Here is a 13766-nt window from a genome sequence, read left to right as displayed (position 1 = left end):
AAATAGTCCAATTTTAAAATATTGTATTTATGATTTAATTTTAATTAATGATTGGCTCCAAAGGGATACAAAACGAAGGACAGAGGATTATGTAACAATGGAATGGTTGCCTTTAAAATAAGATTCTTTCCGGATAAAAATAAATTCAAAGAATCTGATTTTAACAGCAAGTGAAATAACCTCTGTTCGGAGTGTCTTGCCTTTAGGTTAATCATTAATTTTTTTTGAGTAAACTAAGTTTTGTCTTATAATGATAACAAACTAGGGCAGACAAGTCCTAAGATAAAGGAGGATGTTATCATTGAAATATCGCCGTTTAGGGAAAACGGAGCTTGACGTATCCGTTATTGGAGTTGGCACGTGGCAATTTGGTGGAGAATGGGGGCGTTCCTTTTCTCAAGCAGAAGTCGATGCTATTTTGGACCAAGCGAAAGAGGAAGGCATTAACCTCATTGATACAGCAGAATGTTATGGCGATCATTTATCTGAGAGCTTGATTGGCGATTACCTTCATCGCCGTAAGCGCGAGGATTGGGTCGTTGCTACGAAATTCGGTCACCATTTTCATTATAACTTCTCACGTACAGACGTATTTGCGCCTCAAGATGTTTTGCAGCAGTTAGATGCTTCCTTACGTGCATTACGTACGGATTATATTGATTTATATCAATTCCATTCTGGTCCTGATCAAGTGTTTGATAACGATGAATTATGGACTTTGTTGGACAAGCAGGTACAGGCAGGGAAAATCCGTCATCTTGGTTTATCTATTGCTAAAAATAACAATCTACATCAGACAGACGCGGCTTCAAGTGTGAATGCAAAGGTAATCCAAGTCGTTTATAATCGTCTTGATCGTACGCCAGAGGACACTGTGTTTCCGTCCTGCCAACGTCAGGATTTAGGTGTGCTTGCACGAGTACCATTAGCAAGTGGTTATTTAAGTGGTAAATATAAACCAGGGGCTACCTTTGAGCAAAATGATGTTCGTCATCGGCATGATGCTGAAGCCACACGCCAGAAGCTGGAGGAAGTGATGCGTATTGCGCAACATGAGGTGCCAGAAGGTGTGGATATGGCACAATGGGCACTTGCATGGTGTCTTGGGCATGAGGCAGTTACCGCTGTTATTCCTGGGTGCAAAAGCCCTGAGCAAGTGAGCAGCAATGCTGCGGCCGCGAGATTGTTGAAATTATAAAACATCGAAACTTAGAAAATAGATTTATTACAGAATGAATGCATGATTACAGAAGAAAGAAGCGGCAAGTACAGGATTGTGGATAAAATAATCCTCTGTACTGTAGCCGCTTTTTCGTTATTAGTTAAGTCCTCTTTGCTAGTGCAGGACAATTGATGGCAATATACAGTGTTAATTCTCACTTAATAGAGTAACAAGGTTAAGGTGTCGGTATTTATCAGTCAACGTTGGTTCTGTTGTAGAAGATTTTTTTAGATGCTTCATGACCTGCTTTGGATTATCTCTCCATCCATACTTATCAATCACTAAACCTGCTGCCGCCGCCACTTTAGGGGCTGCATAGGAGGTGCCAACAGCATAATTATATCCGCCTTCTAATGATGTAGTGAGGATGAATTCCTTCTCGAACCAGCCTTCTTCTGTCCAACGCTCTTGCCCATACTCATTGAAATATTTTAAATCACCACCTGGTGCTAATATATTCAAAAATCCCTTATCATAGTTGCTAAAGGTGGATAACCCTTTCTCGGGGCCTGTGGAACCAACAGCAATTACATTTTTAAGATGTCCAGGCATGTCTAATACCTTTCCTTTAATTACAGTGACATCCTTGAGTTTAGAATTTAAAATATTAATCATTTGCTGCTTGTCCGAAATATCGACTCCATCATTACCTACAGCTGCAACAATGACACTTCCTTTATTGTAAGCATAATCAACAGCACGCTTATAAGCGTGATATTCCGCTGAATCATTAGTATTGTTACTGTATTTCCCACTAACGAGCATATATTCACCTAAGCTTAAATTGATGACATCAGCATCGTCATTTGCTGCTTCCACAATCGCTTTAATTACCCAACTTGTTTTTGCAGATTTAGTCCCAAATACACGATAGGCTTTAATACCAATACCTGGTGCTGCACCTTTAATCAGACCATCAGCAGCAATTTGTCCTGCTACCTCTGTTCCATGTCCTAATTTATCCGCTATATCATCAGGGGCTCCTAATTCATCCGGCTCTGTCCCGTTATGTCCACCTGCGGGCACTAAGTTTTTTGACCCTGCTACTAGACTATGCTGTAAATCAGGATGTGAGGAATCAATGCCCGAATCAATAATTGCAATCACTGTATTTGTTGTTGGTGTATGCAGGGCGTAACTGTCACCGTCTGAGGTTACTTGTCTCATGTCCCATTGGTATTCCCACAACAAAGGAAGCGCACTCATTCTAGCTTGAGGTCTAAATTTGGGTTGAAAAGGAATCGACTCAACTTGTGTAATTTCTGGCTTATCAATTGATGTCGCTTGATTTATTGCCTCAACTAATGGGTGCTCCACCAAAGCGATCCTTTGGGTCTCATCCATGTTGACGGAGACAAGATTTACTTCAGAAATTTCATATAAGGGCTCTAATTGGTATTGCTTTAAAAATTCATGTTTTTGCTCTAGTGTAACCTCTGACTTAAATAAAATTGTAGTTTCATTAGCTTGAGCATCAGCAGGGGATGAGAAAATAACCATCCCGATGAACATTAGTAAACAAGAATGAATAAATTTTCTCATACAACCTCTCCTTTTTTTACATATAAATTATAATAATAACCTTGTTGATGAATCAGACTGGAGTGATCGCCTTCCTCAATAATTTCGCCATCGTGTAGGAGTAAAATTTTATCTGCATCCTTAATCGTATCTAAACGATGTGCAATAATGAGCTTGGTGCAAGCTTGCTTGTTAATACTTTTTTTAATATACAACTCTGAAATGTTGTCTAAGCTACTGGTGGCTTCATCCAAAATAAGCACTTTGGGTGTTGACATCAAGGCTCTTGCCAGCAATAAACGTTGACGTTGTCCACCTGAGAAATTAGCACCAGATTCTGTAACGATCGTATTAAATCCAAGAGGTGTACTTATGATGTCGTTGTAAATGTATGCCTTTTTAGCCGCCTCAATAACGTCTTCTTCATTTCCATTAGCATTCATCTGAATGTTTTCTTTAATTGTCCCATTAAAAAGCTGTGCCTCCTGAAGCACGGATCCAATTAGTGATCTTAGCTTTCCAAGGTTATATTGTTCAATAGGAATGTCATCAATTAAAATCTGCCCTGAGGTAGGCTTATTCAGACCTAACAATAGCTTGGCAATCGTACTTTTTCCTGAGCCGGAATGTCCGACAATTGCAACACTTTCTCCGGGCTGAATTGTAAACGAGATATTTTTAATCACTTCTTCGTTAAATCGGTTATATTTAAATGAAACATTTCGAAACTCAATTTTACCCCTTAGGTGCTTAGGAACAATAAGCTTGTCCAATGACTCCTGCTCTTTTTTTGTATTTAAAACATCCTGAATACGTGAAAAGTATGATTTCAAAGAAACAAGCTCAGTATAGTTATTACTAATTGAAATAACAGGCGAAATAAATGAACCTGCTATAGAACTAAATGCAAGAAGTGTGCCCATCGTGATTTCTCCACGAAGCACCATAAATGCACCAAGCCATAATATAAGTAATGGTAAAATAATTTGAATTGCAGAAGTAAACGTCTGAATGATCGACTCCCAAATATTTAGCTTTTGGGTGCTACGAAGTTGACCCTCATATTTCCCCTTCCATTTATTAAGCAATCGCTCCTCAATGCCTAAAACCTTAATATCTAGTGTGTTATACACCATTTCGGTTACAGTAGATTGCACTTTGATTTTATCGCGGATATTATTTTCCACCATTTTCTTAACTAACTTTGCATTAAGAAATAATGCCAAGCCTAATATTAGGCTAGTTCCCACAAGCACGAGGCTAAGCTGTACAGAAAAGTTAAGCATCATGATTGTATACGTTACTAGTAGCAACAAATCTATAAATAATGTAATTAATGTAGTAGATAGAATTTCTCGAATATAATAGTTGGAATTTGCTCTAAACAAAATATCACCATTACTACGGTTATCAAAAAAAGGGAAGGGGAGATGCAAGAGTGTATCCATAAAGTCCTTCATAATTGAACGATCAAGCTTCGTCTGCACAAAAGTAATCATGATGCTTCGCATCCCATTGATAACTATAAAGGTTGTTAACATAAGCAAGAGCAACCAGCCTGTTTGACCTAAAAAGCTACTGTCCTTGGTGGATACAACTTGATCCATAAACCATTTTGTGAATAAAGGGACTGTTACCATTACGCCCTGAAGTGCTACTGTAAACAAAAGGACGTTGAGAAGCATCCATTTGTATTTTTTTAAATAGTTAATTAATAAATTGCTTGAAGTCGCCTTTTTTGTTGCAAAAGTAGAAGTCGGCTTCATAGTTAGTACATAACCTGTAAACCGCTCTGCAAATTGAGACGCACTAATTCTTTGACGCCCTTGTGCGGGGTCTACAATCGTATAGCTATGTTTATTAATCTTTTCTAAAATAATAAAATGTTTTCCTTCCCAATGGAGGATAGCAGGCAAATGGATTTGTGATAAGTGTGTAATATCTGCTCGAAAGGCCTCTGTTTCAAGCTGTTTACTCTTGGCAACCTCCATTAAGTTAAAGAGAGAGTAACCTCCTCTTGGTGCAGGATACTCTTCTCTTAGTTCATTTAAATCTGTACGGTGATGATAGTAATTTAGTAACATAACCAAACAAGCTAAACCACATTCGCTATATTCCATTTGCTGAATAAAAGGAACCTTTTTGCGTAACATCATGCACACATCTCTTTTTCAATAGAGTTAATGGCATTCGTTATAATGTTTTCTTGACGATGATCCATTAGCTGATAAAGCCACTTTTTAGAATGATGAAGTAACTCTTGCTGTTTAGAGGTTTGGGTTCCTTCTGCATATTGAATCATGGCATTAGCTAGATAACAAAATGAGCGACCATACGCAGAATTGATATGTTTAAGCCGAGTTAAAGTATCTTGATCAATCTCTGCTTTAGATGCCCATAATAGTAAGCCGCGATAAAAATAAATCAGATTTTCCATAATAGGACCATCTCCCTTTGTCAGCTTGCTTATTAGTTGGTCAATCACGTTCAGGCTACGACTGTAGGCTTGCTTGGAATTAAATTCTTGAATTAACAAGATGCCTACGTTATAACACGAAGTGAGCTGAGTTGTTTCATTTAGCTGCTGCTCTAACGCTAATACATCTTGAGATGATAGCTTATAGCTTGGATTAAGGTATTGGTTATACGTACGGTAAACCGACATGTTTTTTTTGCGGAATAATTCTTTAATTTTTGCACCATCTGTATAGCTACCGATTGGAATTGCTGTAGCAAAAAATAGAGCAATATTAATGATGATAAAATAACTGGTTGTATCCCATAGCAAGCCGTTTTCAATTGGCATTAAGCGAATGAGAAGGCATACTCCGATCGCTAGTAGGTTAGCCAGTGGCCCACCTAAATAGGTAGGGATCATTTTCTTTCTTAATAACTTATCCGATAGATGCTCATTTGGAATGTAGCTACTCATCATCCCAAACATAAGATTCATGTCATCATTTACAGAAAGCCGAAGACCTCCGCTGTGAGTTGGTAATATTAAAATGGGCCCTGCTGACATAAAATGAAGCTTGGAACCTAGGCTTATCGCCACCAGCAAATGTCCTAGTTCATGAATGGTTATACTTAAAAATGCGATGGCATAGCAAATAAATATAACGAATAAGGTATTGTCATTCGTCCATAAAAAGAGAAGGAGTATGATAACTGGATAAAAAATAGTAATTGTTAAGGGATGTAAAGCAAGTTGTTTAAACTTTGACATGTCGATTTAAAAGCTCCTCATAGGATTGGTAATCAAAAAAACCATTCTCCTTCCAATAACGATATTCAAAATGATCTTTGGGGTAATCGCTTAAAATCATTTTCATTGTTTGAAAGGTAACCTCCTGCTGACTGGTTGGTGTTGCGCGATAGCTATCATTACAAAGCTCTATTAATTTGAGTGCGGCTTCTTCTGCATACAAATCGGCTAAGTCCTGCTCACTATTTACAAAATTAACAGTATGCTCGATGGACGCACCCATGAACGATAATGTTTTTACCAAATAATCTGAGACAAAGCTAGCACCATTGCTCTCAGCGGTAGTTACTACTATGCCAGCTTTGCCTGTGAGCTTAAAAAGATGGGCCCAATAAGAGAGTCGGTCAATTAACAACTTCATATCAGAGGACACATTATGTGAATATACAGGACTGGCTAAAATAACAATGTCGGCTTGCTCTAGCTTTGCCTTAATTATGTGCCCATCGTCATGGCTGTTCTCTTCATTAGGGCAAAAGCCCTGCTGGAAGCAATTTTTACATCCTGTGGATGGGAGTAGATTAGAATTTAAAGGAGAATAAATATCAATGTTCCCAATAGAGCAATGGGCACGAGCGTAATCAATAATTTGATGTACATAGCGAAAAAGTCTAGAGTTTTCGTTGCGTGAGCCAATATATACAAATATATTTTTCAAGCCTCATCACCCCTCCATTAAATCTTAGATTGTGAGTATAGAAGGTATGCCCTCAGGATCATTAATTCGTAGCAATTGATAAGCGATACCTGCTAACCCAGTAAATAAGCTGACGTCTGGGTATTCATTAATGTCCATTAATTTATATTGCCCATTAGCTTGCTTTAGATGGATAACCTCACTTGCAATATTTCTGGCAAGCTCGAAGCTATCTTTATCTTTAGTTACGATGTAATGGGTTAGAAATAATTCTGTAATGCCCATATTGCCATGGCACATACAATCATTGAATAGTAGTTGATCATTTTTAGCTTTATTTAAAATCGAAGCTTGAATAATTGTATCGTCTAAGCCTTGTAGCCATGGCTCCATCACAATTCTAGCAATTCCTTCACCAATGTATCCATGGCACCAACTCATTGCCTGATGAGTTTCATCAATACGTTGATTCGCATCCTTCATTAAAGCGATTGCCTTATTTGTATACTGTGGCAGCTTTGTTATTTCTCCCATTTTAAATAAGGTTAAGGCATAACTTGAAATGCCATGACCAAAACCGGAGTTTATAGATTCAATATTTTCTAACTTATTTATTAAGAGATTGCTTAACTTGATGGCAAGCTGAATAAACTTTTGATCTTTTCGCCTTTTATAAAATCTCAATAATGCATGAATGAGACTTGTATAACCATTTAAATAATCAAATTGTAGTTTGCTCTCAATATGTGACTCTGGCAATTTTTCAAATTGCTCACAATATTGATTAATCATTTTCGTAATTTTAAGCTTATTGGCTCCATAATCCTCGATTAAGGAGAATGCATAAAATAGACCAGGGTAACCACTTATCCCTAATTCAAACTGAGTTGCTTGATCTACAGGGTAATGCTCTAAAATTTGATTAATAAAAAAAGCATACTTTTCGTTTCTAGTTTTTTGATATAGGAAATGGAACATTAAATAAATGCCACCAACACCATTATAGAAGTCCTCACGGATCGGAATAAGCGACCAAACATCACGTTCTGATTCATAAGGAATGATCCAACTTAGTGTATTTTCAGTGAAAGCAGTTTGCATAATCCGCTCAGCTATATTTTCCGCTTCCTTTATAAAATCAATCCTATGTCTACTTAAATCTTTAATTGCTGAGTTACTATATTGAAGTGCTTTGTTTGTTTGAATACGATATTCTGAAAAATCACCATAATGAAGATGAATAATAGATATTTGCTTATTTATTTCTTGTTCTGTTAAGTTGCGAATGGTTTGTATAAAATAATCAAATGAATTTATTGTATAGAAGTCTGTTATTACCTCGTTTGTACTTGTCAAAATATTTGGCTTATCACTTACACTGAAAAAAATAGGAATATCTTCTACCATCATATCTAATGATTCTGCTTGATTTAATTTCCTGTCTGTATAAGGGAATGACCACATATTCTCAATTGCTTTCTCACGATCAAGCATATCCATTAACATTTCAGGATGGTGAAGGTGCATCATTATATTTGCATATTGGCTCGTATCTCTAAACAGGCAACGTGTGTGTACACCTCTAAAATGATAGAGCACGCTTCCTTCTTGAAGTAATGACTCTTTATTTTTTAGGAAGACAGTGCATACATCTCGATATCCTTCTATAATTTGGTCACGATACATTTTGTAATCGATAATCAAATCATTATTTTCAATAAATGGGAGATTATTTGCGCCTTCAAGTTCAAAGTCTTGATAATCATATTTCAACTGATCTGTACCTTGGTTAACAGGTTGAAGTACCTTGAATTCAAACTTCTTTTGGCGACCATTCAACGCACTGAGGTCAATTTTTAACGGGTCTTCAATTTTCACACCATTCGTTGGCAAAAATAATGTACGTGTCACATGATGAAAAAGTGTATCTGTAAGTGGCTTCAAACTTTGTGATTCTTGCTTTCCTAGTGGCATAGGTTGCTGAATTAACGTTTCTAAATCAATAATAACGGGATATTGACCATGAGAAATCAAATTTTCCATATGAATATCTGTTCCATTTAATAGTTGAATTACAGCCATTAATTGGCCGAACCTCTTGTAATAAGACTCAACCTCATCTAAGCTACTACAAGGCTTGTAGGCAATGTGCTCTTCATATGCATAATCATCATGTACGGCTGTGTGTACACCTCGAAGCTCCAATATACCTTGAGTATTTAGCCAGTCAATTAGTTTATTAAATGCCAAATTAATTTGTAATCGTTTTGGCTTATACACAATATTTTTATCACCAGAGAACGTAATAATTGAAACAGTATTACCCTGCTGGTGCGTATCGCCTTCACCTAATTTAATGCTGTCTATTGTGAAATTATGAATCCCAAATTGATTCCTTAGCTCCTGCTCATCTGCAAAAATACGGATTAGCATCTGTTGTATATTTGTAATGAAAAATAATGTTGTTGTTGATAATAATCGTGTAAGAACAATATATTTATTAAAAAATTCAGTTAAAAAATGTTTAGAATTAAATTTAGAAATAAAGGACAAAAATCTTTCCTCTGGGGTATCTCCTTCTAACTGATCGTTTTCTCTACACAAATTTAGCTCAAGCACCAATGCTTTATGAGCCATATCCATTAATGACTTTGCTAATTGTGAAAGTAAGTTCTCTAGAACTTCTTTATTTAAAATAATCTCATCATGCCGTTGCAGAAAATGTTGGAATTTTGTATATGCGTATCGCATAAAAGGATGCAAGCAATCATTTAAATCATTTTTAGGAGAAAAACTACTTTGTGTATCCTCCACCAGATCTAATGCTTCCTGAAAAACATTAAACCATTGTGCTTGCATAGCCTTATCATTATATAAGCTTATATAGTTGGGATCAGGGTTATACTGTACTGCGTGGGAGAAGGTTTCTTTGTTGTAGTTGTTTATGTACAGCATTTGATCAAAGGTTTTATTTGAAATAATAGACATATCAGAACGCCAATGATCCATACTTTGAGGATCTTCCTTCAAATCAAGGGGCGCTAAAAGAGAGTAACGCTCAGCAATGGTTAAAGATTTGAAAATATTATCTAACATATTTCCACCTCTAGTTAGGAAGATTTTTTAAATTAAATATAGATATGGGGCAATATATTAGGATATTGCCCCATTATGGTTGTTTATTTTTTATTTTCTTTACCACATTTAAAAGCAGCAGATGCTAGATATGAGGCCACAAAACTGATACCTGCACCACAAATTGGTGTTGATCTTACCTCTGTATCCATACCACTTCCACCAAAAATAGCCGCCATTTCTTCTTCAGACAAGCTTCTTAAACTTTTGCCAACAGGGGACTCGTTAAATTGACTATTCAAGGGTTCCACTCCTTATCCTAAGCAATTTTTGTTATTAGATACGATACCACTGATTGCGCTTCCAACTGCTGAGATACAAACCTTTGAGCTTTTAGCTACGCTTCTGATTATTGTGGAGATTACCACTCCTGGAGTTGCTCTTGGATCTACTTCAGAAGCACCATAGATGTTTTGCATTTCTTCCATAGATAGAGATCTTAATCCAGTACCACAGCTTTGATTCATCACCTTGATTTCCTCTTGCGTCATATTGAAAATCCCTCCTACAAAAAAATTAATCTAGTATTATTTACTAGATTTATCCATAGTTTATCATAAAAGATATATAAACACAAAATAAGATATAAAATTTCTTAATAATACATATTTATGCTTCTAATCCCTTTTTATTTAAAAATATTGTTATATATTTAAAGTCCCCTATTTATAAATACAACAGGGGATAAAATAAAACAGTCTATTATGATTACTTTGCAAGCTGGTGTAACTGTTCATTTGAATAAATATAAACCCCATTTTTTTCCACTCTACTTATTTTTAGCATTGCTCGTGCCACCTGTCTGCCTTCAATTGCCTTATATTTTTTTAGAGGCCCCGCCATCAACCAAGCGGTTCCTTTTGCTACAATTGCTCCTATCCGTTCACCAACCCTCACCTCATTACGTTCTCCAAGCAATAATGCAGGACGAAGAATAGATAGGGAAGGATAACCTAGGGTAGCGAGTTTTTGCTCCAGTTCACCTTTCATGCGAGAATAAAAAATAGATGAGTTAGGATTTGCACCCATAGCGCTAACTACAAGAAACTGCTGTGCTCCTTGTTGCTGCGACAATTTCGCAATTGAATAGGGGTAGTCCACATCAATCTGATACATAACCTCTTGACTGCCTGCTTTTTTAATTGTTGTACCCAAACAGCAAAATACATCATCAACCGCAAACAAGGCGGAGTGCTCCTCAAGCTTATCAAAATTTACGATATGTTCAATTAACTTTGGGTGTTGTTTATTTAGTGGCGAACGAACAAGTGCAATGATATGGTCATAGACTTCACTATGTAATAATAAGTGTAAAAGGTGTTGACCTACTAAGCCGCTGGCGCCTGCTATTAGTGCAGTTTTTCCCATCGTAATTCATCCTCCCCATACAAATCATTATTTCTATTATAGTGTAATCCATATATTTTTCGTATAATTCATCATACTAAAATGGTCAATTATTATTTTAATGGGAATTTTTATAATATGCACAAGGCGCGAGTATCAAATATTTAGCATCATCTCCTAAAATATTCATGGGAGGTGCATCGTGTGCTAGGGCATGAGGGCTTGAAAAATAAAATAGAAGTTGCAAGAGTAGAGTTACATCACTTAGCTGAAATAAACGGGTTTATGGACCAAAGGGTGCTAGAACAATCTATGTTCTTAGATGAATTGATCAATAAATACAATAAAATTAGATATGATATATATAAGAAGAAGCCAACCGCGTAAGCGAAGAAAAGGCTTCTTTTTTATTTGGGTGCGTCTAAGTAGCCGTTACCCTAGTTTTTACAATGAACTAAAGCATGGCTATATTCGTCTATTTTTTGTAAGGTGGAGAAATAAAATGAGCATGTTATAATAGGAAACTATAAAAAGTTAATTTTATTATAGAAATGAGATGGACATTATTTTTACTTTATTTAGGGGTAAGTCTCAGTTTTGGCTTACATTAATTTTAATTGTGTTTAAGGTGATGTTACTTAGATATTTCTTTTATGATGGTATTCATGCAAAAGGGATGCCTGGCGATATATTATCGTTGTTACTCCTTTTATTTATCATCGAGCTGTTAATTCCAACTCAATGGCGCAAACGTGCCGTTATATATTGGAGCCTTAATTTTATTATTTCGTTTACACTTTTTGCGGCAACTTTATATTTTGCACATTTTGGAACGGTTCCGACTTATCTAGTATTGGGTGAGTTAAACCAAGTCCCTCAAGTAAAGGCCAGTGTAGGAGCATTACTTCGTCCACAACAATTTTTATATTTTGCTGATTTTGTTATTTTGGTAGTATGGGCGATCATCAATTGGTTTTTAAATAGAAGAAACCGCTCTAGCTATAGCTTTAATGGGGGTAACGGATCTAGTTATAATTCTAACTATGGAAGTAGCCACAGCTCTAACTATTCGTTCTCGTCTCGACGTGTAAAACCAACATGGGGATGGAAATTAGGTATTGGCGTGGTGCTTGTTATTAGTGTGTTGACCTCAGGTATGTACGTCAAGGCAGGCCGAAGTATCGATAATGAGCTTGTTCGCGCTGAAAGTGTTGGCTTCATTAATTATCAATTTGATGCAGTATTTCGTAATCAGGAGGAAGAGCGATTAATTGCAGAAGGGAATCTTCATGAGGTTGCCAAGCAGGTCGCAGAGCATCAAGCAAGCTATAACTATAAGAATCAAGGAACAGGTACGGTGGCAAAAGAAGCGCAGTATTTTGGCGCTGCAAAAGGTAAAAATTTAATCCTAGTTCAAATGGAGTCCTTTCAAAATTTTCCGATTAACCTGAAAATAGATGGACAAGAGATTACGCCTGTGCTCAATCAGCTTGCAAAGGAAGGCTTATATTTCCCACATGTTTTTCAGCAAATTGGAACTGGCAATACGTCAGATGCGGAATTTATGTCGAACACTTCGATTTATCCTACAGCCGCCGTCGCGATGTCTAAAGGTTTTGGTAATCGGGAATTACCAAGCTTGCCACGTTTACTGCAAAGTAAAGGGTACGTAGCGCAAACCTATCATATCAATGACGTGAAATTTTGGGATCGGCATCGCCTATATCCAGCCCTTAATTTTGATCAATATTTTGATCGTCCTTATTATAACAATGATCATTTTAACGATTTTGGGGCATCAGATGAGGAAATGTATAGAGTAGGGATGGAGCAATTAAGTCAGCTTCAAGCACAATCTAAGCCTTTTTATGCTCAATTTGTTACGACCTCTAGTCATTCACCCTTTGTTGTGCCACAGGATAAGCGTAAAATAACGTTACCTGCTGAGCTAGAGGGAAGTAACCTTGGGAACTATATTACAGCGATTAATTATACCGATTATGCGATTGGTCAGTTGATTCAAGAATTGAAAAAGCAAGGCATGTGGGAAAATACGATCCTTGCTTTTTATGGAGATCATTTTGGTATTCAGCCAACGGAGACAGGGGCAGAAGAAATTACAGCCAAGCTAGGAATTCCTTATGATGATCGCATTAGTCGATTTAATATTCCATTTATTATTCATATCCCAGGGGAAAGCCATGGCAAGGTGATCGAGCGTACAGGGGGGCAACTGGATATAATGCCTACCTTAGCCAATCTATTAGGTATATCGCTTAAGGATGCTCAATTTACAGCCTTTGGACAAGATTTACTTAATATTGATCATAATGTCGTGGGGATGAGATATTATCTTCCTACAGGTTCCTTTTTTAACGATGATATTTTATTTGTGCCTGGTGAAGGCTTTGATGACGGTCAAGCTACCTCGATAAAAACACTTGAGCCCGTTACTGACTTTGCACAATATCGTAGTGACTACGATTACATTTTGGAGCTTATGAAATTATCAGATCAGTATGTGAAGCTACTGCCTAAGCGTTAACTGTTAGCATTCAAATTTAAATAGAAAAACAGCCTGTAACGTTCCTTGTGACATAGCTTGTCAAAGCATACATAAGGAATGAACTACGGGCTGT

Annotated in this window: 11 protein-coding genes; 3 read left to right on the top strand and 8 right to left on the bottom strand. The window is 36.7% G+C overall.

Going from position 1 to position 13766, the window contains the following annotated elements; all coding sequences use genetic code 11:
* The first annotated feature begins 301 nt into the window (after window positions 1-301).
* A complete protein-coding gene (locus ABE099_RS11560) occupies window positions 302-1198 on the top strand; it encodes an aldo/keto reductase (protein WP_430030669.1) in 897 nt (298 codons plus the stop codon).
* 171 nt (window positions 1199-1369) lie between these two features.
* Here the strand turns inward: ABE099_RS11560 and ABE099_RS11555 are convergent, their stop codons facing one another.
* The 8 genes from ABE099_RS11555 to ABE099_RS11520 all read right to left on the bottom strand — a co-directional run bounded on the left by ABE099_RS11555 (window position 1370) and on the right by ABE099_RS11520 (window position 11148).
* Window positions 1370-2764: a S8 family peptidase gene (locus ABE099_RS11555; RefSeq protein ID WP_430030666.1), complete on the bottom strand. Its 1395-nt coding sequence runs from the start codon at window positions 2762-2764 to the stop codon at window positions 1370-1372.
* On the bottom strand, window positions 2761-4896 hold the full coding sequence (locus ABE099_RS11550) for a peptidase domain-containing ABC transporter (protein WP_430030663.1): 2136 nt from the start codon (window positions 4894-4896) through the stop codon (window positions 2761-2763). Before ABE099_RS11550 ends, ABE099_RS11555 begins: the two co-directional genes overlap by 4 nt.
* Window positions 4896-5969, bottom strand: a complete 1074-nt coding sequence (locus ABE099_RS11545; protein WP_430030660.1) for a M50 family metallopeptidase — start codon at window positions 5967-5969, stop codon at window positions 4896-4898. Before ABE099_RS11545 ends, ABE099_RS11550 begins: the two co-directional genes overlap by 1 nt.
* Window positions 5956-6666: a flavodoxin family protein gene (locus ABE099_RS11540; protein WP_430030657.1), complete on the bottom strand. Its 711-nt coding sequence runs from the start codon at window positions 6664-6666 to the stop codon at window positions 5956-5958. The genes ABE099_RS11545 and ABE099_RS11540 overlap by 14 nt, the downstream gene beginning before the upstream one ends.
* A 24-nt stretch (window positions 6667-6690) precedes the next feature.
* Window positions 6691-9741: a type 2 lanthipeptide synthetase LanM family protein gene (locus ABE099_RS11535; protein WP_430030655.1), complete on the bottom strand. Its 3051-nt coding sequence runs from the start codon at window positions 9739-9741 to the stop codon at window positions 6691-6693.
* Between the two features lie 83 nt (window positions 9742-9824).
* Entirely contained in the window at window positions 9825-10022 is a 198-nt protein-coding gene (locus tag ABE099_RS11530) for a lichenicidin A2 family type 2 lantibiotic (RefSeq protein WP_430030652.1), read from the bottom strand.
* 12 nt (window positions 10023-10034) lie between these two features.
* A complete protein-coding gene (locus tag ABE099_RS11525; RefSeq protein ID WP_430030649.1) occupies window positions 10035-10271 on the bottom strand; it encodes a lichenicidin A2 family type 2 lantibiotic in 237 nt (78 codons plus the stop codon).
* Between the two features lie 217 nt (window positions 10272-10488).
* Entirely contained in the window at window positions 10489-11148 is a 660-nt protein-coding gene (locus tag ABE099_RS11520; RefSeq protein ID WP_430030646.1) for an oxidoreductase, read from the bottom strand.
* 183 nt (window positions 11149-11331) lie between these two features.
* Between ABE099_RS11520 and ABE099_RS11515 the strand changes: the two genes are divergently transcribed.
* On the top strand, window positions 11332-11514 hold the full coding sequence (locus ABE099_RS11515; RefSeq protein WP_430030643.1) for an aspartyl-phosphate phosphatase Spo0E family protein: 183 nt from the start codon (window positions 11332-11334) through the stop codon (window positions 11512-11514).
* 169 nt (window positions 11515-11683) lie between these two features.
* Window positions 11684-13672, top strand: a complete 1989-nt coding sequence (locus ABE099_RS11510; protein WP_430030640.1) for an LTA synthase family protein — start codon at window positions 11684-11686, stop codon at window positions 13670-13672.
* Window positions 13673-13766 lie beyond the last annotated feature (94 nt).

Origin of the sequence: Paenibacillus turicensis (assembly GCF_050461185.1) — a bacterium.
Taxonomy (GTDB): Bacteria; Bacillota; Bacilli; order Paenibacillales; family Paenibacillaceae; genus Fontibacillus; species Fontibacillus turicensis_A.
The sequence above is the reverse complement of the archived record's forward strand: the minus strand, read 5'-3'. Positions and strand labels throughout refer to the sequence as shown.

Excerpts from the sequence above, each read along its gene's own strand:
- ABE099_RS11520 (WP_430030646.1), bottom strand. The coding sequence starts at position 11,148 with ATGGGAAAAACTGCACTAATAGCAGGCGCCAGCGGCTTAGTAGGTCAA.
- ABE099_RS11525 (WP_430030649.1), bottom strand. The coding sequence starts at position 10,271 with ATGACGCAAGAGGAAATCAAGGTGATGAATCAAAGCTGTGGTACTGGA.
- ABE099_RS11555 (WP_430030666.1), bottom strand. The coding sequence starts at position 2,764 with ATGAGAAAATTTATTCATTCTTGTTTACTAATGTTCATCGGGATGGTT.
- ABE099_RS11550 (WP_430030663.1), bottom strand. The coding sequence starts at position 4,896 with ATGTTACGCAAAAAGGTTCCTTTTATTCAGCAAATGGAATATAGCGAA.
- ABE099_RS11510 (WP_430030640.1), top strand. The coding sequence starts at position 11,684 with ATGGACATTATTTTTACTTTATTTAGGGGTAAGTCTCAGTTTTGGCTT.
- ABE099_RS11535 (WP_430030655.1), bottom strand. The coding sequence starts at position 9,741 with ATGTTAGATAATATTTTCAAATCTTTAACCATTGCTGAGCGTTACTCT.
- ABE099_RS11545 (WP_430030660.1), bottom strand. The coding sequence starts at position 5,969 with ATGTCAAAGTTTAAACAACTTGCTTTACATCCCTTAACAATTACTATT.